General features: G+C 39.6%; 15 protein-coding genes. 14 read left to right on the forward strand and 1 reads right to left on the reverse strand.

What is annotated here, in order from left to right; all coding sequences use genetic code 11:
• Position 1 precedes the first annotated feature (1 nt).
• From aroB to HG567_RS01400, 12 genes are all read left to right on the forward strand, one after another.
• Positions 2-1,033 carry a 3-dehydroquinate synthase gene (aroB, locus tag HG567_RS01345; protein ID WP_202139902.1) on the forward strand — a complete coding sequence of 344 codons (1,032 nt, stop codon included), beginning with the start codon at positions 2-4 and terminating at the stop codon, positions 1,031-1,033.
• Positions 1,024-2,595 carry a mechanosensitive ion channel family protein gene (locus HG567_RS01350; protein WP_108328939.1) on the forward strand — a complete coding sequence of 524 codons (1,572 nt, stop codon included), beginning with the start codon at positions 1,024-1,026 and terminating at the stop codon, positions 2,593-2,595. Before aroB ends, HG567_RS01350 begins: the two co-directional genes overlap by 10 nt.
• Positions 2,592-3,848 carry a tRNA (N(6)-L-threonylcarbamoyladenosine(37)-C(2))-methylthiotransferase MtaB gene (gene mtaB / locus HG567_RS01355; RefSeq protein WP_202139903.1) on the forward strand — a complete coding sequence of 419 codons (1,257 nt, stop codon included), beginning with the start codon at positions 2,592-2,594 and terminating at the stop codon, positions 3,846-3,848. Before HG567_RS01350 ends, mtaB begins: the two co-directional genes overlap by 4 nt.
• Positions 3,835-5,487: an AAA family ATPase gene (locus HG567_RS01360; RefSeq protein WP_202139904.1), complete on the forward strand. Its 1,653-nt coding sequence runs from the start codon at positions 3,835-3,837 to the stop codon at positions 5,485-5,487. The genes mtaB and HG567_RS01360 overlap by 14 nt, the downstream gene beginning before the upstream one ends.
• Before the next feature lie 2 nt (positions 5,488-5,489).
• Positions 5,490-6,008: a pimelyl-ACP methyl ester esterase BioV gene (gene bioV, locus HG567_RS01365; protein WP_202138193.1), complete on the forward strand. Its 519-nt coding sequence runs from the start codon at positions 5,490-5,492 to the stop codon at positions 6,006-6,008.
• Positions 6,009-6,020: 12 nt separating this feature from the next.
• A complete protein-coding gene (locus HG567_RS01370; protein ID WP_202139905.1) occupies positions 6,021-6,494 on the forward strand; it encodes a DUF4149 domain-containing protein in 474 nt (157 codons plus the stop codon).
• Between the two features lie 53 nt (positions 6,495-6,547).
• A complete protein-coding gene (gene imaA / locus HG567_RS01375) occupies positions 6,548-15,256 on the forward strand; it encodes an immunomodulatory autotransporter protein ImaA (RefSeq protein ID WP_202163871.1) in 8,709 nt (2,902 codons plus the stop codon).
• A gap of 47 nt (positions 15,257-15,303) precedes the next feature.
• A complete protein-coding gene (gene lysA, locus HG567_RS01380) occupies positions 15,304-16,521 on the forward strand; it encodes a diaminopimelate decarboxylase (RefSeq protein ID WP_202139907.1) in 1,218 nt (405 codons plus the stop codon).
• 4 nt (positions 16,522-16,525) lie between these two features.
• Positions 16,526-16,816, forward strand: a complete 291-nt coding sequence (locus HG567_RS01385) for a chorismate mutase (RefSeq protein ID WP_001171433.1) — start codon at positions 16,526-16,528, stop codon at positions 16,814-16,816.
• Positions 16,817-16,828: 12 nt separating this feature from the next.
• Positions 16,829-17,701: a DUF2156 domain-containing protein gene (locus HG567_RS01390; protein ID WP_202139908.1), complete on the forward strand. Its 873-nt coding sequence runs from the start codon at positions 16,829-16,831 to the stop codon at positions 17,699-17,701.
• On the forward strand, positions 17,702-19,381 hold the full coding sequence (locus HG567_RS01395; protein ID WP_202139909.1) for a bifunctional chorismate-binding protein/class IV aminotransferase: 1,680 nt from the start codon (positions 17,702-17,704) through the stop codon (positions 19,379-19,381).
• A 191-nt stretch (positions 19,382-19,572) separates the two neighbouring features.
• Positions 19,573-20,592, forward strand: coding sequence for an aliphatic amidase (locus HG567_RS01400; RefSeq protein WP_001215715.1), 1,020 nt, complete (start codon positions 19,573-19,575; stop codon positions 20,590-20,592).
• An 82-nt stretch (positions 20,593-20,674) separates the two neighbouring features.
• Here HG567_RS01400 and flgL read toward each other — a convergent pair whose 3' ends face one another.
• On the reverse strand, positions 20,675-23,161 hold the full coding sequence (gene flgL / locus HG567_RS01405) for a flagellar hook-associated protein FlgL (RefSeq protein ID WP_202139910.1): 2,487 nt from the start codon (positions 23,159-23,161) through the stop codon (positions 20,675-20,677).
• Positions 23,162-23,402: 241 nt separating this feature from the next.
• Here flgL and rplU point away from each other — a divergent pair, with 241 nt between their 5' ends.
• On the forward strand, positions 23,403-23,717 hold the full coding sequence (gene rplU / locus HG567_RS01410; protein ID WP_000119333.1) for a 50S ribosomal protein L21: 315 nt from the start codon (positions 23,403-23,405) through the stop codon (positions 23,715-23,717).
• Between the two features lie 14 nt (positions 23,718-23,731).
• Positions 23,732-23,998 carry a 50S ribosomal protein L27 gene (rpmA, locus tag HG567_RS01415; RefSeq protein WP_000940602.1) on the forward strand — a complete coding sequence of 89 codons (267 nt, stop codon included), beginning with the start codon at positions 23,732-23,734 and terminating at the stop codon, positions 23,996-23,998.
• Positions 23,999-24,027: the final 29 nt, after the last annotated feature.

A 24,027-nucleotide genomic window follows, 5' to 3' on the forward strand; every position in this document is an offset into this window, starting at 1 on the left:
AATGCAAGAAATTTTAATCCCTTTAAAAGAAAAAAGCTATAAGGTGTTTTTGGGGGAACTGCCCAAAATAAAATTGAAGCAAAAAGCCCTCATCATTAGCGATAGCATCGTATCTGGGTTGCATTTATCGTATTTATTAGAGCGCTTGAAAGCCTTAGAAGTCAGAGTGTGCGTGATAGAGTCCGGAGAAAAATACAAAAACTTGAATTCACTAGAGCGCATTTTAAACAACGCCTTTGAAATGCAATTAAACCGCCATTCTTTAATGATAGCCCTTGGTGGGGGAGTCATAAGCGATATGGTGGGGTTTGCGAGCAGTATTTATTTTAGGGGGATTGATTTTATTAATATCCCTACGACTTTGCTCGCTCAAGTGGATGCGAGCGTGGGGGGGAAAACAGGGATCAATACGCCTTATGGCAAAAACTTAATCGGATCGTTCCACCAGCCTAGAGCGGTTTATATTGATTTAGCTTTTTTAAAAACCCTTGAAAAAAGGGAATTTCAAGCAGGGGTGGCTGAAATCATTAAAATGGCGGTGTGTTTTGATAAAAGCTTGGTAGAAAGATTGGAAACAAAGGATTTAAAAGATTGTTTAGAAGAAGTAATCTTTCAAAGCGTTTATATCAAAGCTCAAGTCGTTGTTCAAGATGAAAAAGAGCAAAATATCAGAGCCGGGTTGAATTACGGGCATACCTTTGGGCATGCGATAGAAAAAGAGACTGATTATGAGCGATTTTTGCATGGCGAAGCGATCGCTATTGGCATGCGCATGGCTAATGATTTAGCCCTTTCTTTAGGCATGCTCACTTTAAAAGAATACGAACGCATAGAAAATTTATTGAAAAAATTTGATTTGATATTCCATTACAAAATCATTGATCTTCAAAAATTTTACGAACGCTTGTTTTTAGACAAAAAAAGCGAGGATAAGACAATCAAATTCATTCTGCCCAAAGGCATTGGAGCGTTTGAGGTTGCCTCTCATATCCCTAAAGAAACGATTTTAAAGGTGTTAGAAAAATGGCATTAAGGGTATTGTTATTCTTTTGTTTTTTGTTTTTACAAGCAGAAGATAAAAGCCAAGAGCTATTGTCCATACAAAAACAAATGGCTTTGGTGGATAAAAAACTCGCCAAAGACGATAACGTGTGGTTGAAAAAATTTGAAAACTACAAGATCTACAACCAAATTTATACCGAAAAAGAGAGCGTGAGACAGGAATTAAGGCGTTTAAAAAACAAAAAAAGCAAGGATTTATTAAAGATTAGCACCTTAGAGCACACCCTAAAGGCTTTAGAATCCCAGCAAAAAATGTTTGAAAGCTATGGGGTCAATCCTTTTAAGGACTTGATAGAGCGCCCCAATATCCCCAATATCCCTAATATCGCTAACCCTATTGCGATCATTGATGGCATTTCTTTCATTAAAAGCATGCGTTTAAAGCATGAAAGTCTCAAAAGCAATCAGACTGCTTTAGAAGAAGTTTTAAAGCTTTTAGATCAAAAGCACCAGCTTTTAAATCAGTGGCATGCTTTGGATAAAAGCGCGAAACTAAGCGATGAGATTTATCAAACTCAAGCCAAACGCCTGGAATTGCAAGGGGCTCAAAACATTTTAAAAACCACGATTGGGATTTTCCAAAAAGACAGCGATGAGGCTATAAGCATTGTTAAATCTCAAGTTAAAAACCAGCTTTTTAAATTGGTTTATGTGTTTTTAGCGGCGCTTTTGAGCGTGGTGTTTGCGTGGATTTTAAAAATCATTTCCAGTAAATACATTGAAAATAATGAGCGCGTCTATACCGTGAATAAAGCCATTAACTTCGTGAATGTGAGCGTGATCATTTTAATTTTTCTTTTTTCTTATTTAGAAAATGTTACTTACTTGGTCACGGTTTTAGGCTTTGCGAGTGCGGGTTTAGCGATTGCGATGAAAGATTTGTTCATGAGCTTGCTTGGGTGGTTTATTATTTTGATTGGGGGGAGCGTGCATGTGGGCGATAGGGTGCGTATCGCTAAGGGGACGGATATTTTTATTGGCGATGTGTTGGATATTTCTATGTTGCACATTACGATTTTAGAAGATGTAACCTTTACCACTTATACGAACAACAGGAGAGCGGGCCGGATTATTTTTGTGCCTAATAATTATATTTTCACCACCATGTTCGCTAATTACAGCCATTTTGGGATGAAAACGGTTTGGGATGGCGTGGATTTTTGCGTTACATTTGATTCTGATTTTAAAAAAGCTTCTAAAATTGCGCTCAACATCGCTACAGAATTGTCTAAAGAATACACGGATATTACCTATAAACAGCTCAATAAAATGCGCGACCGGTATTCTTTAAGGAGTTTGAGTGTGAAGCCTCGATGCTTTTTGATGCCTGAAAATAACGGGATAAAAATCTCGGTGTGGTATCAAACCAATTCGTATGCGACCATGTCTTTAAGGAGCAAGATTGTGGCTGAAATCGTTGAAGCTTTTTTGAAAGAAGAAAATATCCATATCGCTTATACGACCAGCAAGTTGCTTAAAGTGGATGCTGATTTTTTAGGCGATGGTTTTGGGAATAAAAGGGAACAAAAATGAAAAAAGTCTATTTCAAAACCTTTGGGTGCAGGACGAATCTTTTTGACACGCAAGTGATGGGCGAGAATTTGAAGGATTTTAGCGCGACCTTAGAAGAACAAGAAGCCGATATTATTGTGATCAATTCTTGCACCGTGACTAATGGGGCCGATAGCGCGGTAAGGAGTTACGCTAAAAAAATGGCGCGATTGGATAAGGAAGTGCTATTTACCGGCTGTGGGGTGAAAACCCAAGGCAAAGAGCTTTTTGAAAAAGGGTTTTTGAAGGGCGTTTTTGGGCATGACAATAAAGAAAAGATTAACGCGCTTTTACAAGAAAAAAAGCGTTTTTTTATAGATGACAATTTAGAAAACAAGCACTTAGACACCACGATGGTGAGCGAGTTTGTGGGAAAAACTAGAGCGTTTATCAAGATCCAAGAAGGCTGTGATTTTGATTGCAATTATTGCATTATCCCAAGCGTGAGAGGGAGGGCTAGGAGTTTTGAAGAGAGGAAAATTTTAGAGCAAGTGGGCCTTTTATGCTCTAAAGGGGTTCAAGAAGTGGTTCTAACCGGCACCAATGTGGGGAGCTATGGGAAGGATAGAGGAAGCAATATCGCGCAATTGATTAAAAAATTAAGCCAGATTGCTGGATTAAAACGCATAAGGATTGGGAGCTTAGAGCCTAATCAAATCAACGATGAATTTTTAGAACTTTTAGAAGAGGATTTTTTAGAAAAACATTTGCATATCGCTTTACAGCACAGCCATGATTTCATGCTAGAGAGGATGAACCGAAGAAACCGCACCAAAAGCGATAGGGAATTATTAGAGGCAATCGCTTCTAAGAATTTTGCTATTGGCACGGATTTTATTGTGGGGCATCCGGGCGAGAGCGGAAGCGTTTTTGAAAAAGCGTTTAAAAATTTAGAAAACTTGCCTTTAACGCACATCCACCCTTTTATTTACAGCAAACGAAAAGACACCCCCTCTAGTTTGATGCATGATAGCGTGAGTTTGGAAGATTCTAAAAAGCGTTTGAATGCGATTAAAGATTTGATTTTTCATAAAAATAAAGCGTTCAGGAAATTGCAGCTCAAGCTCAACACGCCCCTAAAAGCCCTAGTGGAAGCGCAAAAAGATGGCGAATTTAAAGCCTTAGATCAATTCTTTAACCTCATTAAAATCAAAAGCGATAAGCCTTTAAGGGCTAGTTTTTTAGAAATCAAAGAGTATGAAATTAAGGAGAGGGAAAATCATGCCGTTTTCTAAATTTTTAGAAAACCTCACCGCTCCCTTTAAACGCATTAAAAACCGCTCGCTTGTTTTGGCATTAGGGTTTTTGATCCTTACTTTTTGCTTGCTTCTTTTTTTAGTTTTGAGCGATGTTTCTAGGCTCATATCGGGTAAGGACTTTTTTTATGTGATCCAATCCCACCCTAAGCAAACTTTAATTGAAGATGAAAATTATTTTTATGCTAACAAGGGTCTTTATAAAACCAACAAAGAAGCCTTTTTAAGAGCCTATAAAATCCCAGAAAGCATGCCCATAGAAAGACGAGAAAATTTAAGCAAGGGTTCTAAAATGAATTTAGCGTTGCTTTTTTTCATTTCTAGCATGCTTTTTGGGATCTTTTGGCGTTTGCCCAAACGATTGGATACTAAAATGAGTTTAGAGAGCGCTCACAAAAACGAATTAGAAAATGCATTCCAACGATACGACGCGCTAGGGGTGCGTTTTGAAGATATTGCAGGGGTGGATGAAGTCAAAGAAGAATTACTAGAAGTGATAGATTATTTAAAAAACCCTAAAAAATACCAGGATTTAGGGATTTTTCTCCCTAAGGGCGTGCTTTTAATCGGGCCTCCTGGAGTGGGGAAAACCATGATCGCTAAAGCCTTAGCGAGTGAAGCCAGAGTGCCGTTTTTTTACGAAAGCGGGAGCGCGTTTTCTCAAATTTATGTGGGGGCTGGGGCTAAAAAAGTGCATGAACTTTTCATGCATGCTAAAAGGCATGCCCCTTCTATTATTTTTATTGATGAAATTGACGCTTTGGGTAAGGCTAGGGGAGGGCATAGGAGCGATGAAAGAGAGGCCACGCTCAACCAGCTTTTAACCGAAATGGATGGGTTTTTGCAAAACGATGAGGTGGTGGTGATAGGAGCGACTAACCAAATGGAAGTGATGGATGAAGCACTATTAAGGAGCAAACGATTTGATCGGCGCATTTTCATTTCTTTACCGGATTTACTAGAAAGGCAGAGCATTTTAGAAAAGCTGTTAGAAAACAAAAAGCACGCGCTCAATTATCTTAAGATCGCTAAAATTTGCGTGGGTTTTAGCGGGGCGATGTTAGCGACTTTAATCAATGAAAGCGCTTTAAACGCCCTCAAACACCAACGAAACGAAATCACTGAGAGCGACATTTTAGAAGTGAAAGACAAGATCGCTTACGGCAAGAAAAAGCCCCAAACTTTAGACGAAAACCAAAAGGAATTAGTCGCTTTGTATCAAAGCGCGAAAGCCTTGAGTGCGTATTGGCTAGAAATTGAATTTGATAAAGCGCCAATATTAGGGGAATTTATCGCTTTTAATGAAAATAAAATCCACAGCGAGAGCGAGATTAAAAATTACATTAAAGTGTATTTGAGCGGGACGATTATTTTAGAGTTGCTCTATAAGGAGCGTTATAGTCTGTCTAAACAAGACTTGCAAAAAGCGAAATTTTTGAATGAATTTATGGCCAGTGAGCTTCTTTTAGCCCCTACAAAAGAGTCTTTAAGCGTTCTTTATGAAGAGCAACTGGAGTTTTTAAAGCCGCAAATTGCAGCTTGCAAGCGATTAAGCGCTCTATTATTGGAGCAAGAATATTTAGAACATTCCAATTTGTATGATTTATTGAACGGGTGAAAATGCGTTTTTTTAGTGGTTTTGGGTTCGTTAATGAAAGCGTTTTGTTTGAAGAGTGGCTTTTAAAAGGGGCTTATGATATCTCAGGCTTTTCTATGGGGGCGATTAAAGCGATAGAATACGCTTATAATGAAATCTCACAACAGCGGCGCATCCATTCTTTGTTATTGTTTTCGCCTTGCATGTTAGCGCATAAGAGTTTGGCGTTCAAACGCTTGCAACTTTCTTCGTTTCAAAAAGACCCGCAAAGCTACATGGATAACTTTTATCACGAAGTGGGCTTGAGCGCTCAATTGGAGCGTTTTAAAAAAGAGGGTTCTTTAGAAGAATTAGAATTTTTATTGAATTACAAGTATAGTGATTCTATAATTAGACTTTTATTAGAAAAAGGCGTGAAGATTGAAGTGTTTATCGGGTTAAAAGATAGGATCACTGACATTCAAGCCCTTTTAGAGTTTTTTACGCCATTAGTTCAAGTGTGGCAGTTTAAGGATTGTAACCATTTGTTGCAAAAATCTTAAAAAAGGTGGAAGATGAAAAAATTTGGTTTAGGGGTGTATTTGCTTCTTTTAGGTATTTTGGGCGGCTCTTTGATCATTTTAGGAGCGATAGTTGCACCCATTGTTTTCAAAGCTTCAAGCATTTTGCCTGAATTGAATCTGACTCCCTTTGAGAGCGGGAAACTCATGGCGCAAATCTTTGTGCGTTTCAATTATCTTTTGGGTGCGATCGGTTTTGTAGTGTTACTTTATGAAATCGTTTCGTTTATTTATTATAAAAGATCGTTAGTGTATTTGATCCTTGGCGTGGCGATAGGGGCGTTGTGTTTGCTCTTTGTTTTTTATTACACGCCTTATATTTTAAACGCTCAAAAAGTGGGCGAAGTTGCGCTTCAAAGCGCTGAATTTGCCCGCTCGCACGCTCAAAGCGAATGGCTGTTTAAGGAATTGTTTGTGCTGGTGTGCGCTTTGTTTTTTTGGCGTTTGTTTGGAAAAAATGCGGTTTGATTTAAAGGGGAGGATTTTTAGTTACTATCTAGGAAATGAGAAGGTGGCATTTAATGAAAAAGTTTAAAAAGAAACCAAAAAGTATAAAACGATCGCATCAAAATCAAAAAACAATCTTAAAGCGTCCTTTATGGCTTATGCCTTTACTGATTGGCGGGTTTGCTAGTGGGGTGTATGCGAATAATAATCTGTGGGATTTGTTAAACCCAAAAGTGGGGGGTGAGTATGTGCATTGGGTTAAGGGCAGTCAGTATTGCGCATGGTGGGAATTTGCAGGGTGTTTAAAAAATGTATGGGGGGCAAATCATAAAGGCTATGATGCTGGAAATGCCGCTAACTATTTATCTTCTCAAAACTATCAAGCTATTTCTGTTGGCACTGGGAATGAAACGGGGACTTATAGTTTAAGCGGTTTTACCAATTATGTTGGGGGCAATCTCACGATCAATCTAGGCAATAGCGTTGTTTTAGATTTAAGCGGTTCTAATAGTTTCACTTCGTATCAAGGTTATAATCAAGGCAAAGATGATGTAAGCTTTAATGTTGGCACAATCAATTTAAACGGCACTTTAGAAGTGGGCAATCGTGTGGGATCGGGAGCTGGCACGCACACCGGCACAGCCACTTTAAACTTGAACGCTAATAAAGTCAATATCAATTCTAATATCAGCGCGTATAAAACTTCGCAAGTGAATATAGGCAATGCTAACAGCGTTATTACCATTAATTCGGTTTCTTTAAGTGGGGATACTTGCAGTTCTTTAGCTAGTGTGGGCGTAGGGGCTAATTGCTCCACTTCTGGGCCTAGCTATTCTTTTAAAGGGACGACTAGCGCTACTAATACGACCTTTAGCAATGCAAGCGGCAGTTTCACTTTTGAAGAGAGTGCTAATTTTAGCGGGGCGAAATTAAATGGGGGGAGTTATACTTTCAATAAAGAGTTTAGAGCCACCAATAACACCGCCTTTAATAGAGGTAGTTTTACTTTTAAAGGCACAAGCTCTTTTAATGGTGCGAATTTTAGTAATGCTTCCTATACTTTTGACAATCAAGCCACTTTCCAAAACAGCTCCTTTAATGGGGGGACTTTTACTTTTAATAACCAAACTAATCCAACTAACAGCGCTCAGCACCCCCAAATGGTGTTTGAAAACAGCTCCTTTAGCGGCAGCACTACCACTCTTAAGGGTTCTGTAATTTTCCAGCAAGCCTTTAACAATTCAAACCACCAATTAACAATCCAAAACGCTTCCTTTAATAACGCTAACTTTAACAATAACGGTAAAATCACCATAGAAAAAGATGCGAGTTTTAACAGTACGACATTCAACACTTCTGTTGATACAAACAACATGAGTGTTACCGGTAGCGTTACTTTAAGCGGTAAAAATGACTTGAACAATGGCTCAACCCTTGATTTTGGGAGTTCTAAAATCACTCTCGCTCAAGGGACGACTTTCAATCTCACAAGTTTAGGGGATAAAAATAGTGTAACGATTTTAAATTCTAGCGGTGGGATCACTTATAGCGGTCTTTTAAACCATGCGCTCAACAGCTTGACAAACGCCCTAAAAACGAGCGAAAGCTCTTCAGATCCGCAAAGTTTCGCTCAAGGTTTGTGGGAGATGATCACTTATGATGGGGTTACCGGACAGCTTTTGAATGAAAACGCTGCAACATCTAAAAACACTGACTCTTCGCCCTCTAAATCCTCTACAAACTCTACGCAAGTCTATCAAGTGGGCTACAAAATAGGGGATACTATCTACAAACTGCAAGAAACTTTTGGCCCTAATTCCATTATTATCCAAGCTTTAGAGAGCGGGACTTACACGCCACCCCCTGTCATTAACGGCTCCAAATTTGACTTGTCCGCTTCAAATTATATCAATGCTGACATGCCTTGGTATGATCATAAATATTACATCCCCAAATCTCAAAATTTTACAGAGAGCGGGACTTATTACTTGCCGAGCGTTCAAATATGGGGGAGTTACACTAACTCGTTCAAACAGACCTTTAGCGCGAGTAATAGCAATCTGGTGATCGGGTATAACTCAACATGGACTGGAAATAGCGTTTCTTCTAGCGACACGGTGTCTTTTGGGGACACTTCAGGGAGCGCTCTTAATGGGCATTGCGGGCCTTGGCCCTATTACCAATGCACAGGCACGACTAACGGCACTTATAGCGCTTATCATGTCTATATCACAGCGAATCTGCGTTCTGGCAATCGTATAGGCACGGGTGGGGCAGCCAATCTGGTCTTTAATGGGGTAGATAGTATCAATATCGCTAACGCTACCATCACGCAGCATAATGCCGGAATCTATTCAAGCTCTATGACTTTTTCCACGCAAAACATGGACAATTCGCAGAATTTGAATGGTCTAAACGCTAACGGCAAGCTTTCAGTGTATGGCACCACTTTCACTAACCAAGCCAAAGACGGGAAATTCATTTTCAATGCAGGGCAAGCGACTTTTGAAAACACCAACTTTAATGGAGGGAGTTACCAATTCAGCGGTGATAGCTTGAATTTTTCAAATAACAACCAGTTCAATAGCGGTTCGTTTGAGATTAGCGCAAAAAACGCTTCGTTCAATAACGCTAACTTTAACAACAGCGCTTCTTTTAATTTCAATAATTCTAATGCGACCACTTCGTTTGTGGGGGATTTCACTAACGCTCATTCAAATTTGCAAATCGCCGGGAACGCTGTTTTTGGGAACTCTACTAATGGCTCTCAAAATAACGCTAATTTTAACAATACCGGCTCTGTGAATATTTCAGGGAATGCAACCTTTGATAATGTGGTATTTAATGGCCCTACGAACACGAGCGTGAAAGGGCAGGTTACTCTCAATAACATCACTTTAAAAAACTTGAACGCTCCTTTGTCTTTTGGCGATGGGACGATTGTTTTTAGCGCTCATTCGGTGATTAATATTGGTGAAGCTATCACAAATGGCAACCCTATCACCCTTGTAAGCTCTTCTAAAGAAATTGAATACAACAACGCTTTCAGTAAAAATCTATGGCAGCTCATCAACTACCAAGGGCATGGGGCAAGCAGTGAAAAACTCGTCTCTAGCGCGGGTAATGGCGTCTATGATGTGGTGTATTCTTTCAACAACCAAACTTATAATTTCCAAGAGGTTTTTTCACAAAACAGCATTTCTATCCGGCGTTTGGGCGTTAGCATGGTGTTTGATTATATGGATATGGAAAAATCGGATCGTTTGTATTATCAAAACACTCTCGGTTTTATGACCTACATGCCTAATAGCTATAACAATAATTTAGGGAATTCAAACAACACCATTTACTATTACGACAACAGCATTGATTTTTATGCGAGCGGGAAAACTCTATTCACTAAGGCGGAATTTTCTCAAACATTCACCGGGCAAAACAGCACGATCGTTTTTGGGGCTAAAAATATATGGACGAGTGCGAGCGATGCGCCGCAGTCTAATGTGATCATTCGCTTTGGGGACAATAAGGGAGCAGGGAGTAATGATGCGAGCGGGCATTGCTGGAATTTGCAATGCATAGGCTTTATCACAGGGCATTATGAAGCGCAAAAGATTTACATTACCGGCAGCATTGAAAGCGGGAATCGCATTTCTAGCGGTGGGGGTGCAAGTCTTAATTTTAACGGGCTTCAAGGCATTCTTTTAACGAACGCGACTCTGTATAACCGCGCCGCTGGGACGCAAAGCTCGTCTATGAATTTTGTCTCTAACAGCGCGAACATTCAGGCTCAAAACTCCTATTTTATAGACGATACCGCGCAAAATGGCGGCAACCCTAATTTTAGTTTCAACGCTTTGAATCTGGATTTTTCTAACAGCTCTTTTAGGGGCTATGTGGGGAAAACGCAATCTGTTTTTAAATTCAATGCCACTAATGCGATCAGTTTCACCAACAGCACGAATTTAAGCTCTGGTTTGTATCAAATGCAAGCTAAAAGCGTGTTGTTTGATAATTCCAATTTAAGCGTTTCAGTGGGGACAAGCAGTATTAAAGCCAATGCGATCAGTCTTTCTCAAAACGCCTCTATCAATGCGAGTAACCATTCAACCTTAGAACTTCAAGGCGATTTGAATGTGAACGACACCAGCTCGCTCAACCTCAACCAAAGTACCATTAATGTTTCCAATAACGCCACGATCAACGATTATGCGAGCTTGATTGCGAGTAATGGCTCTCACCTTAATTTTAACGGAGCAGCCAATTTCAATTCAGCGAATATTACTACGAGTTTGAATCATTCCTCTATCGTGTTTAAGGGAGCGGTCTCTTTAGGAGGGCAGTTTAATTTAAGCAATAACTCTTCTTTAGATTTTCAAGGCTCTAGTGCTATTGCTTCTAACACGGCGTTTAATTTCTATGATAACGCTTTTTCTCAAAGCCCCATCACTTTCCATCAAGCCCTTGATATTAAAGCGCCCTTGAGTTTGGGAGGCAACCTCTTAAACCCTAACAATAACAGCGTGCTGAATTTGAAAAACAGCCAGCTTGTTTTTGGCGATCAAGGGAGCTTGAATATCGCTAACATTGATTTACTAAGCGATCTAAACGATAATAAAAATCGTGTGTATAACATCATTCAAGCGGACATGAATGATAATTGGTATGAGCGTATCAGCTTCTTTGGCATGCGTATCAGTGATGGGATTTATGATGCTAAAAACCAAACTTATAGTTTCACTAACCCCCTTAATAACGCCCTAAAAATCACCGAGAGCTTTAAAGATAACCAACTGAGCGTTACGCTCTCTCAAATCCCGGGCATTAAAAACACGCTCTATAACATTGGCTCTGAAATTTTTAACTACCAAAAAGTTTATAACAACGCTAATGGTGTGTATTCTTATAGCGATGATGCAGAAGGCGTGTTTTATCTCACGAGCAGCGTGAAAGGCTATTACAACCCCAACCAATCCTATCAAGCCAGCGGCAGTAATAACACCACGAAAAATAACAATCTAACCTCTGAATCTTCTGTCATCTCGCAAACCTATAACGCGCAAGGCAACCCTATTAGTGCGTTACATGTCTATAACAAGGGCTATAATTTCAGTAATATCAAAGCGTTAGGCCAAATGGCGCTCAAACTCTACCCTGAAATCAAAAAGATATTAGGGAATGATTTTTCGCTTTCAAGTTTGAGCGATTTAAAAGGCGATGCGCTAAACCAGCTCACCAAACTCATCACCCCTAACGACTGGAAAAACATTAACGAGTTGATTGATAACGCAAACAATTCGGTCGTGCAAAATTTCAATAACGGCACTTTGATTGTAGGAGCGACTAAAATAGGGCAAACAGACACCAATAGTGCGGTGGTTTTTGGGGGATTAGGCTATCAAAAGCCTTGCGATTACACCGACATTGTGTGCCAAAAATTTAGAGGCACTTATTTAGGGCAGCTTTTGGAGTCCAGCTCGGCTGATTTGGGCTATATTGACACGACTTTTAACGCTAAAGAAATTTATCTTACCGGCACTTTAGGGAGTGGGAACGCATGGGGGACTGGGGGGAGCGCTAGCGTAACTTTTAACAGCCAAACTTCGCTCATTCTCAACCAAGCGAATATCGTAAGCTCGCAAACCGATGGGATTTTTAGCATGCTAGGTCAAGAGGGCATCAATAAGGTTTTCAATCAAGCCGGGCTCGCTAATATTTTGGGCGAAGTGGCGGTGCAATCCATTAATAAAGCCGGGGGATTAGGGAATTTGATAGTAAATACGCTAGGGAGTGGTAGTGTGATTGGGGGGTATTTAACGCCTGAACAAAAAAATCAAACCCTAAGCCAGCTTTTAGGGCAGAATAATTTTGATAACCTCATGAACGATAGCGGTTTGAACACGGCGATTAAGGATTTGATCAGACAAAAATTAGGCTTTTGGACCGGGCTAGTGGGGGGATTAGCCGGACTAGGGGGCATTGATTTGCAAAACCCTGAAAAGCTTATAGGGAGCATGTCCATCAATGATTTATTGAGTAAAAAAGGGTTGTTCAATCAGATCACCGGCTTTATTTCCGCTAACGATATAGGGCAAGTCATAAGCGTGGTGTTGCAAGATATTGTCAAACCGAGCAACGCTTTAAAAAACGATGTAGTGGCTTTAGGCAAACAAATGATTGGCGAATTTTTAGGCCAAGACACGCTCAATTCTTTAGAAAGCTTGCTGCAAAACCAGCAGATTAAAAGCGTTTTAGACAAAGTCCTAGCGGCTAAAGGTTTAGGGCCTATTTATGAACAAGGCTTGGGGGATTTGATGCCTAATCTTGGTAAAAAAGGGCTTTTCGCTCCCTATGGTTTGAGTCAAGTGTGGCAAAAAGGGGATTTTAACTTCAACGCGCAAGGCAATGTTTTTGTGCAAAATTCCACTTTCTCTAACGCCAATGGAGGCGTGCTTAGTTTTAACGCAGGAAATTCGCTCATTTTTGCCGGAAACAATCATATCGCTTTCACTAACCATTTTGGAACGCTCAATTTATTGTCTAATCAAGTTTCTAACATTAATATCACTACGCTTGATGCTAGCAACGGCCTTAAGATTAATGCTGCTAATAACAATGTTTCTGTGTCTCAAGGCAATCTGTTTATCAACGCTAGTTGTGTGAAACAAAGCGATCCAACTGCAGCTAACATTGCAAACCCTTGCACTCTTAGCGCCCAAAGTGCAAATGGCGCTTCTTCTAGTAACGCGTCAAATAACGCGCCAATCGCCTTGAACAATAACGATGAAAGCTTGATGGTTACGGCGAATGATTTCAATTTTTCAGGCAATATTTACGCTAATGGGGTGGTGAATTTTTCAAAGATTAAAGGCTCTGCAAACATTAAAAACCTGTATCTTTACAATAACGCTCAATTCCAAGCTAACAATCTCACTATTTCCAATCAAGCGGTGTTAGAAAAAAACGCCAGCTTTATGGCCAATAATTTAAACATTCAAGGGGCGTTTAACAACAACGCCACGCGCAAAATAGAGGTGCTTCAAAATTTAACGATCGCTTCAAACGCTTCTTTAAGCACTGGGATTTATGGGTTAGAAGTGGGGGGGGCTTTGAATAATTTTGGAGCGATCGATTTTAATTTAGAAAATATTCAAACGCCAACGCCGCTCATTCAAGCAGAAGGGATCATTAATCTCAACACCACCCAAACGCCTTTTATGAATGTCAATAACAGCATGGCGAATAACACGACTTACACTTTATTGAAAAGCAGCCGTTACATTGATTACAATATCAACCCTAACAGCTTGCAATCGTATTTGAATCTCTATACCTTAATCAATATCAACGGGAGTCGCATAGAGGAAAAAAACGGCGTATTGACTTATTTGGGCCAACGGGTTTTGTTGCAAGATAAGGGGTTATTGTTAAGCGTAGCGTTGCCTAGCTCAAACAACGCCCATCAAAACAACATTTTAAGCCTTTCTGTCCTTCATAACCAGATTAAAATGTCTTACGGCGATAAAGTGATGGATTTTACCCCCCCTACTTTACAAGATTACATTGTGGGCATTCAAGGGCAAAGCGCGCTCAATCAAATTGAAGCTGTTGGGGGGAATAACGCTATCAAGTGGCTTTCAACATTGATGATGGAAACTAAAGAAAACCCGCTTTTTGCGCCGATTTATTTAAAAAACCACTCTTTGCATGAAATCTTAGGCGTGGCTAAAGATCTTTTAAACACCGCAAGCTTGATTTCTAACCCTAATGTTAGGAATAACGCTACCAACCTTTTGGAATTGGCGAGTTACACCCAACAAACCAGCCGTTTAACGAAACTCTCTGATTTTAGATCTAGAGAGGGAGAGTCTGATTTTTCTGAACGCTTGTTAGAGCTTAAAAACAAGCGTTTTAGCGATCCTAACCCTGGAGAGGTTTTTGTCAAATACTCACAACCCAACAAACACCCAAATAACCTTTGGGTTCAAGGGATTGGGGGAGCGAGCTTTATTTCTGGGGGCAATGGCACGCTTTATGGCTTGAATGTGGGCTATGATCGGTTGGTTAAAAATGTGATCCTTGGGGGTTATGTGGCTTATGGGTATAGCGGTTTTAATGGGAATATCATGCATTCTTTGGCTAATAATGTGGATGTGGGGATGTATGCGAGGGCTTTTTTAAAAAGAAACGAATTCACTTTGAGCGCGAATGAAACTTATGGGGGCAATGCGAGTAATATCAATTCTTCTAATTCCTTGCTTTCTGTGTTGAACCAGCGCTACAACTACAACACCTGGACAACGAGCGTGAACGGGAATTACGGCTATGATTTCATGTTCAAGCAAAAAAGCGTGGTGTTAAAACCTCAAGTGGGCTTGAGCTATCATTTCATAGGCCTAAGTGGGATGAAAGGCAAAATGAATGATGCCGCTTACAAACAATTTCTCATGCATTCAAACCCCTCTAACGAATCGGTTTTAACGCTTAACATGGGGTTGGAGAGCCGTAAATATTTTGGTAAAAATTCTTATTATTTTGTAACGGCGAGATTGGGTAGGGATCTTTTGATCAAATCTAAAGGCGACAATACGGTGCGTTTTGTGGGTGAAAACACTTTATTGTATCGCAAGGGGGAAGTTTTTAACACTTTTGCGAGCGTGATTACAGGGGGCGAAATGCATTTGTGGCGTTTGGTGTATGTGAATGCGGGGGTGGGGCTTAAGATGGGCTTGCAATACCAAGACATTAATATAACCGGGAATGTGGGCATGCGAGTGGCGTTTTAGCTTTTTTGCTATAATGCTTCGTTCAAATTTTATAGTTAGGTTTTTCTATGTTGAATTATGAAGAGCTGTTTCAAACTCACAAAACCCCTTTTTACCTCTATGATTTTGACAAAATCAAACAGGCTTTTTTGAATTATAAAGAAGCGTTTAAGGGGCGTAAATCTTTGATTTGCTACGCTTTAAAGGCGAATTCCAATTTGAGTATCCTCTCTTTATTGGCGCATTTAGAGAGCGGGGCGGATTGCGTTTCCATAGGTGAGATACATAGGGCTTTAAAAGCCGGGATCAAGCCTTATAGGATCGTGTTTAGCGGGGTGGGTAAGAGCGGATTTGAAATAGAACAAGCCCTAAAACTCAACATTTTATTTTTGAATGTAGAAAGTTTTATGGAATTAACAACGATTGAAACAATCGCTCAATCTTTAGGGATAAAGGCTAGGATTTCCATTCGAATCAACCCTAACATTGACGCTAAAACGCACCCCTATATTTCTACCGGTTTGAAAGAAAACAAGTTTGGCGTGGGAGAAAAAGAAGCTTTAGAAATGTTTCTTTGGGCTAAAAAAAGCGCGTTTTTAGAGCCTGTTAGCGTGCATTTTCATATCGGATCACAGCTATTAGATTTAGAGCCGATTATAGAAGCGAGCCAAAAGGTGGCTAAAATCGCTAAATCTTTGATAGCGCTAGGGATAGATTTGCGTTTTTTTGATGTGGGAGGAGGCATTGGTGTGAGCTATGAAAATGAAGAAACGATTAAGCTTTATGATTACGCGCAAGGGATTTTAAATTCGCTTCAAGGCTTGGATTTGACCATTATTTGTGAGCCGGGCCGATCCATCGTGGCTGAGAGTGGGGAATTGATCACGCAGGTTTTGTATGAAAAAAAGGCTCAAAACAAGCGCTTTGTGGTTGTGGATGCGGGCATGAATGATTTTTTACGCCCGAGTTTGTATCATGCTAAGCATGCCATAAGGGTTATAACGCCCTCTAAGGGGCGTAAGATCTCGCCTTGCGATGTGGTAGGGCCTGTGTGTGAGAGCAGCGACACTTTTTTAAAAGACGCCAATTTGCCAGAATTAGAGCCAGGCGATAAATTAGTCATAGAAAAGGTTGGGGCTTATGGCTCTAGCATGGCCAGTCAATACAATTCGCGCCCCAAACTCTTAGAATTAGCCCTAGAAGATCACAAAATCAGAGTGATAAGAAAAAGAGAGGCTTTAGAAGATTTATGGCGGCTAGAAGAAGAAGGCTTAAAAGGGGTTTGATTAGATGCAAAAGAATTTGGATAGTCTTTTAGAAAATTTAAGGGCTGAAATTGATGTGTTGGATAATGAATTGAGCGATCTTTTAGACAAACGCTTAGAAATCGCTTTAAAAATTGCTCTCATCAAACAAGAAAGCCCCATTTATTGCCCTAAAAGAGAGCGAGAAATTTTAAAACGACTCAGCCAAAGGGATTTCAAGCATTTGAATGAAGAAATTCTTACGGGTTTTTATGCAGAGGTTTTTAAGATTTCTAGAAAATTTCAAGAAAACGCCCTGAAAGAGTTAAAAAAATAAAAGAGAGCTGTTATGTTTGAAAAAATCACCCTAGCGCATAAGGACTTGTTTTCAAGGTTTTTAAGCGCTCAAAAAATCGTTTTATCGGATGTGAGTTTTACCAATTGCTTCTTATGGCAACACGCAAGGCTCATTCAAGTGGCGGTGATTAAGGATTGTTTGGTCATTCAAACCACTTATGAAAATCAAAAACCCTTTTATTTCTACCCTATCGGTAAGAATACGCATGAATGCGTGAAAGAGCTTTTGGAATTAGAAAAAAATTTAAGATTCCACTCCCTGACCTTAGAGCAAAGAGACGATTTAAAAGACAATTTTGTAGGGGTGTTTGATTTCACTTACAACCGAGACAGGAGCGATTATGTTTATTCTATTGAAGAACTAATCGCGCTCAAAGGGAAAAAATACCATAAGAAAAAAAACCACCTAAACCAGTTTTTAACCAACTATGCGAATTTTGTTTATGAAAAAATTTCTCCTCAAAATAAAAAGGAAGTTTTGGAGGTCTTTCAAGCGTGGTTTTTAGAAAGCCAGACAGATGATATAGGGCTAATCAATGAAAATAAGGGCATTCAAAGCGTTTTAGAAAATTATGAAAGCTTGGATGTAAAGGGGGGGCTTATTAGGGTTAATGGGGAAATAGTCTCGTTTAGTTTTGGAGAAGTTTTAAACGAAGAGAGCGCGCTCATTCACATTGAAAAAGCCCGCACAGATATTGCAGGCGCGTATCAGATCATCAACCAACAATTGCTTTTGAATGAATTTAGCCATTTAACTTACGCTAACAGAGAAGAAGATCTGGGATTAGAGGGTTTGAGAAGGTCTAAAATGAGCTATAACCCGGTGTTTTTGATAGACAAATACGAAGCGGTTGCTAGAAATTAAATGATTTTTGGGGATTTTAAATATCAAAAAAGCGTTAAAAAACTCACAGCTACTAATCTTAATGAGCTTAAAAACGCCCTGGATTTCATCTCTCAAAATAGGGGGAAGGGGTATTTTGTAGGGTATCTTTTATACGAAGCGCGTTTAGCGTTTTTAGATGAAACTTTTCAAAGCCAAACCCCTTTTTTGTATTTTGAACAATTTTTAGAAAGAAAAAAATATTCTTTAGAGCCTTTAAAAGAGCATGCGTTTTACCCTAAAATCCACAGCCCTTTAGATCAAAAAACTTATTTCAAGCAGTTTAAAGCCGTTAAAGAGCGTCTTAAAAACGGCGATACCTATCAGGTGAATTTGACAATGGAATTATTGTTAAACACCAAAGCCAAACCAAAGCGCGTTTTTAAGGAAGTGGTACACAACCAAAACACGCCTTTTAAGGCTTTTATAGAAAATGAGTTTGGGAGTGTTTTAAGCTTTTCGCCGGAATTGTTTTTTGAATTAGAGTTTTTGGACACAGCGATTAAGATTATTACAAAACCCATGAAAGGCACGATCGCGCGCTCAAAAAACCCCTTAATAGATGAAAAAAACCGATTGTTTTTGCAAAATGATGACAAAAACAGAAGCGAAAATGTGATGATTGTGGATTTATTGCGTAACGATTTGAGCCGCTTGGCCTTAAAAAATAGCGTGAAAGTCAATCAATTGTTTGAAATCATCAGCTTGCCGAGCGTGTATCAAATGATAAGCGAGATTGAAGCAAAATTGCCCCTAAAAACCAGTTTGTTTGAGATTTTTAAGGCGTTGTTCCCTTGCGGCTCTGTGACCGGATGCCCTAAAATCAAAACCATGCAAATCATTGAAAGTTTAGAAAAACGCCCTAGGGGGGTGTATTGCGGGGCGATAGGCATGGTTGAAGAAAAAAAAGCCCTTTTTAGCGTGCCTATCCGCACTTTAGAAAAAAGAGCGTGCGAAGATTTTTTGCATTTGGGGGTAGGGAGTGGGGTAACTTATCAAAGTAAAGTCTCAAAGGAATATGAAGAGAGCTTTTTAAAATCCTTTTTTGTGATGCCCAAAATAGAATTTGAGATTGTAGAGACGATGAAAATTATCAAAAGGGATCAAAAATTAGAGATTAACAATAAAAACGCCCATAAAGAACGCCTTATTAGTAGCGCCCAATACTTTAACTTTAAATACGATGAAAATTTTTTAGACTTTGAATTAGAAAAAGAAGGGGTTTTAAGGGTTTTGCTCAATAAAAAGGGCAAGCTCATTAAAGAATACAAAGCCTTAGAGCCTTTAAAAAGCCTAGAAATTCGTTTGAGTGAAGCCCCCATTGATAAGTGCAATGATTTTTTATACCATAAGACCACCTATGCCCCTTTTTATCAAAACGCTCGAGCGCTCATTAAAAAAGGCGTTATTTTTGATGAAATCTTTTATAACCAGGATTTGGAACTCACTGAGGGCGCTAGGAGCAATCTCATTTTAGAAATCCATAACAGGCTTTTAACCCCTTATTTTAGTGCGGGCGCGTTAAACGGGACGGGTGTGATGGGATTGTTAAAAAAGGGTCTTGTTGGGCATGCCCCTTTAAAATTGCAAGACTTGCAAAGAGCGGATAAAATCTATTGTATCAATGCACTATATGGATTAGTGGAAGTGAAAATCAAATAACCATAAAATAGAGCGGCTAAAACCTCATTTTTAGAAATGGGTTACTAAATAGAGCAAAAAAGTTAAAACTCGCCCACAATAATCATAATGATTAAAGTTTTTATATTCATTATAGATCTATTTACACAACTATTTTATAAATTCAAATAGAGGGTTTGTAGGAACTCTCATTAAAGAACAAGGAGTATGACATGAGACATGGAGATATTAGTAGCAGCCCAGATACTGTGGGTGTGGCGGTAGTTAATTATAAGATGCCTAGACTCCACACTAAAGAACAAGTGTTGGAAAATTGTCGCAATATCGCTAAGGTGATTGGTGGGGTCAAACAGGGTTTGCCCGGGTTGGATCTGATTATTTTCCCCGAATACAGCACGCATGGGATCATGTATGACAGACAAGAAATGTTTGACACAGCCGCAAGCGTTCCTGGAGAAGAAACTGCGATCCTTGCTGAGGCTTGTAAGAAAAACAAGGTTTGGGGAGTGTTCTCTTTGACTGGGGAAAAACATGAGCAAGCTAAAAAGAATCCCTATAACACTTTGATTCTTGTCAATGATAAGGGTGAGATCGTGCAAAAATACCGCAAAATCTTGCCTTGGTGCCCTATTGAATGCTGGTATCCTGGGGATAAAACTTATGTGGTTGATGGGCCTAAGGGCTTGAAAGTTTCTTTGATCATTTGCGATGATGGGAACTACCCTGAAATTTGGCGCGATTGCGCGATGCGTGGGGCGGAACTCATTGTGCGCTGTCAAGGTTACATGTATCCGGCTAAGGAGCAACAAATTGCGATAGTGAAAGCCATGGCGTGGGCTAATCAATGTTATGTAGCGGTAGCGAATGCGACCGGCTTTGATGGGGTGTATTCCTATTTCGGGCATTCTAGCATTATTGGTTTTGACGGGCATACTTTGGGCGAATGCGGGGAAGAAGAAAATGGTCTTCAATACGCTCAACTTTCCGTGCAACAAATCCGTGATGCGAGGAAATACGACCAAAGCCAAAACCAACTCTTCAAACTCTTACACAGAGGTTATAGTGGGGTTTTTGCTAGTGGCGATGGGGATAAGGGTGTGGCGGAATGCCCTTTTGAGTTCTATAAAACTTGGGTTAATGACCCCAAAAAAGCTCAAGAAAATGTAGAAAAAATCACTCGCCCAAGCGTGGGTGTGGCCGCTTGTCCTGTAGGCGATTTGCCTACGAAATAAAGGGCAAAAGGAGGGGGGATTCATAGAAGCTTAAAAGCCATTTTAATATCTCTTTTAAGAACGCTTAAAAACCATCAAAAGATTACAAGTATTTCGTTAAAGACAAATTATTGATTTTGTTCGTGGAAGCCAAAACAGCGTTATAATTGTTAGTGAGATTGGAAAACTTGTTGTAAGTTTCTGCCATATCCGTGCCGGTCGTTTCCCCACGAATGCTTTGAACTTGCGTTTTTAAAACTTCATTACGCCTGATAATGTTCTCAAACGCCTTACCATGAGCACCGTTTTTAGCGATCATTTTTTCTATGTGATCGCTCAAGTGGTCTATAAGGGTGATGCCGTTTTGAATGCCTAAATTACGCATGTCGCTAGAATAAGTATCCCCTAAAGCGTCTGGGCGATAAATCCCTTTTCTTACAGAAGTGATAATATTTTCTAATTGATCAAAAAAATTCACGCTGGGCTTGTCAATAATGAGAGCGTTATTGGCGTTTAATTTAAGGCTTGGTTTGTCGCTGTGCAAGGCGTTTTGAGAAAAATCATTCGAGTCCTTATCAAAAAGCATGAACTGCATTTTGGTGTTTGAATGCATGTTGTCTTGGATAATGACTTTTCCCTCTTCATTCAAATTAACAGAAAGGTTGTCTTTAGCTTGTTTTAACAATTCAATAAAGCGCTCCTTGCTTTCTTTTGAAGTGGGGTTATCGCTGATTTGTTGGTAGATTGTAGGATCAGTATTGCTGTAATTGAGTGCGATACTCATCGCATCCATAAGTTGCCTGTAAGTTACTTCATTGGGTTTAGACGCTTGAATATCAGCACTTGTGGGGTCATAAAGCGGGATTTTAATGCCATTAGGCAAACTCAAAAAAGCCCCATTAGGATCCAAATTCATTTGCGCTTTTAAAAATAAGCCATTCACATCGTTTAATTTCATGTTAAAAACGCTATTTTCTAAACTCCCCTTAGCGACCTCACTCAGTTTGGTAGAGCCATTAGCCGCGCCATTTTGAGCGGTTTGAGCGACATTGCTTTCTAATTTTGCCCCTTCTTTATTGAAATAGGTTTTTTGGTATTCGCTCGCGTTATTAGTAGGAATGCCGGCTACTTCTAGCCCTTTTTGATCTAGGGTGCTTAAAACAAAAGAAATAGGCGATTCTTTAGAAGAATTATCAATGATTCTCAAACGCCCGTTTGTTGCAATTTCCACATCCACTTCATTATTGAAGCGTTCTTTAATCGCATCTTTCAAATCTTTAATCGTAGAGTTTTTCACGTCTAAAAGAATGGGAATATCCAAATTAATAGGGAGGTTTGGGATTTTAATAGCGCTTGTTTCGTCCAAACGGCTAGCATTGATTTTTAAAGTTTCTACGCTATCGCCAAAAATCTCGCTCAATTTAGTGTTTTTGTTGGCTAAAACATTGTCTTTAGTGATAAACACGCTAGGGATTTCAAGCGTTTTAGGATTATACATGTTAGGTACCGCTTTAACTTGACTCAAACTCCTATCCGTTACAAACGCGCTTTTGACATATTCAGTAACCCTTTTTCCGCTCGAACGCAAAGCGTCTAAATCGTCAAAATCCCCATCGCTAGAAATCAAATGAAAATCCAAATTTTCACTGCCGGGCGTTAGGTTTTTAATCTCAATTTGCCCCCAATTATTCAAACTCACATCCACGACTTTATTTTGCGAAGTGTTCCCGTAAGCATGACCGATTTTATCCAACAAATCGCTCACTTTAGAGGCACTCTCTTTGTTTTGATAGGCTTTAGAGAGCGCGAATTTTTCTTTAAAACTAGAGCCATCAGGCCTAACGCCTTGCAAATAAAAAAACTCTTTAGGGTCATTGGTGGGGTCTTTATCGTTATCGCCGATGAGTTCTCGCAAGGTATCACCGGGTTTGATAAAAACTTCTTCAGGCAATGAAGAATGCTCTAAAGCGTCCATCACATCAGGGTGGAGCTTGTTTTGATTGAATAATTTAATGTTGGTGGTGATGAGCTTGTGTTTGTCTTTATCCGCGCCTAAAAACAAATCTTGCCCGCTGATATTATAAGGCACAAGGTTATCAGAGCTAATAAGCGCGTTTAAATCTTCGCCATTGCCATGGTATTTCCCCTCGCTATCAATAGGGGGTCTATCCACCTTACTGCCCCCAAATAAAAATTCCCCCCCTATGGAGGTGTTAGCAACATTCATCATATGCTCTTTTAAGCGTTCTAAATCGTTAGCGATAGCGGCGCGAGAAGTTTCTGAATGCACATCGTTAGCGGATTGGATGAGTTTGGTTTTAAACGCCTCCATCGTTTTAGAAAATTCTTGCAAGGCTTTGTCGGTATTGAGCGTTGAAGTGTAAGCGTTTTGGGCCACATCAATGCCTTGATCCAAGGTGTTTTCTTCGTATTGGAATTTTAAATTCTGGTTGTTAATGTCGCTGTTTTGATAACCATAACGGATTTTTAGCCCTGAAGCGATCTGCGTGTTAGCGTCGTTGATTTTATTTTGTAAAGCGTTTTGATAATTATTCATTTGGTTGTATTTTGAGCCAAAGGTAACGCGCATGATCAAATCCTTATTGGTTTTTTAACAAACAAGCTAAAAGTATTCCAAAACAAGTTAATAATAATCATGAATGGTTTGAGTGAGGCAATGCGGGGTAATGATGGTGGGTTAAATGGGGTGTTTTTGAGTAAAAAAATTCTTTTAATGTGAATTTAATCTCAATTTAAAGTTAAATTTTAGCAAATACTCACTATAATAAGCGTTTATTTTAAAAAGAGCGTTCAATTTTTAAGGAATAGAAATGTCATACGCAATATTCAAGCATGGCGGTAAGCAATATAAGGTCGTTGAAGGCGATATTGTTTTACTAGATAAAATGAATAAAGAGCCTAAGGCTTTAGTGGAATTAGTGGAAGTGTTAGCCGTATCCAAAGAGGGCAAACTCTCTTTTGGGAAACCCTTTGTGAATGGGGCTAAAATTGAAGCGGAAGTGATCAATGAAGGGCGCGGCAAAAAAGTCATCACTTTCAAAAAACGCCGCCGCAAAGACAGCAAAACCAAGCGTGGTTTTAGAAGAGATTTCACTCGTGTGAGAATCACTAAAATTGTAGCATAAAGGAGTATTAAACAATGGCACACAAGAAAGGTCAAGGGAGCACGCAGAATAACAGAGATTCTGCAGGAAGACGCTTAGGCGTGAAAAAATTTGGCTCAGAGTTTGTGAGAGCAGGGAATATTATCGTGCGCCAAAGAGGCACTAAAATCCACCCCGGTAATAATGTGGGCATGGGGAAAGACCATACCTTATACGCGCTTATAGATGGCGTTGTGAAGTTTGAGCATAAAGACAGAAACCGCAAGAAGGTTTCTGTGGTTAGTCAAAATTTTGGGGAATAGGGTAACCTTTAAAGGTCAATTAAACCTTT

Source organism: Helicobacter pylori (assembly GCF_016755635.1).
Lineage (GTDB): Bacteria > Campylobacterota > Campylobacteria > Campylobacterales > Helicobacteraceae > Helicobacter > Helicobacter pylori_CQ.

Excerpts from the sequence above, each read along its gene's own strand:
- aroB (WP_202139902.1), top strand. The coding sequence starts at position 2 with ATGCAAGAAATTTTAATCCCTTTAAAAGAAAAAAGCTATAAGGTGTTT.
- HG567_RS01350 (WP_108328939.1), top strand. The coding sequence starts at position 1,024 with ATGGCATTAAGGGTATTGTTATTCTTTTGTTTTTTGTTTTTACAAGCA.
- mtaB (WP_202139903.1), top strand. The coding sequence starts at position 2,592 with ATGAAAAAAGTCTATTTCAAAACCTTTGGGTGCAGGACGAATCTTTTT.
- HG567_RS01360 (WP_202139904.1), top strand. The coding sequence starts at position 3,835 with ATGCCGTTTTCTAAATTTTTAGAAAACCTCACCGCTCCCTTTAAACGC.
- bioV (WP_202138193.1), top strand. The coding sequence starts at position 5,490 with ATGCGTTTTTTTAGTGGTTTTGGGTTCGTTAATGAAAGCGTTTTGTTT.
- HG567_RS01370 (WP_202139905.1), top strand. The coding sequence starts at position 6,021 with ATGAAAAAATTTGGTTTAGGGGTGTATTTGCTTCTTTTAGGTATTTTG.
- imaA (WP_202163871.1), top strand. The coding sequence starts at position 6,548 with ATGAAAAAGTTTAAAAAGAAACCAAAAAGTATAAAACGATCGCATCAA.
- lysA (WP_202139907.1), top strand. The coding sequence starts at position 15,304 with ATGTTGAATTATGAAGAGCTGTTTCAAACTCACAAAACCCCTTTTTAC.
- HG567_RS01385 (WP_001171433.1), top strand. The coding sequence starts at position 16,526 with ATGCAAAAGAATTTGGATAGTCTTTTAGAAAATTTAAGGGCTGAAATT.
- HG567_RS01390 (WP_202139908.1), top strand. The coding sequence starts at position 16,829 with ATGTTTGAAAAAATCACCCTAGCGCATAAGGACTTGTTTTCAAGGTTT.
- HG567_RS01395 (WP_202139909.1), top strand. The coding sequence starts at position 17,702 with ATGATTTTTGGGGATTTTAAATATCAAAAAAGCGTTAAAAAACTCACA.
- HG567_RS01400 (WP_001215715.1), top strand. The coding sequence starts at position 19,573 with ATGAGACATGGAGATATTAGTAGCAGCCCAGATACTGTGGGTGTGGCG.
- flgL (WP_202139910.1), bottom strand. The coding sequence starts at position 23,161 with ATGCGCGTTACCTTTGGCTCAAAATACAACCAAATGAATAATTATCAA.
- rplU (WP_000119333.1), top strand. The coding sequence starts at position 23,403 with ATGTCATACGCAATATTCAAGCATGGCGGTAAGCAATATAAGGTCGTT.
- rpmA (WP_000940602.1), top strand. The coding sequence starts at position 23,732 with ATGGCACACAAGAAAGGTCAAGGGAGCACGCAGAATAACAGAGATTCT.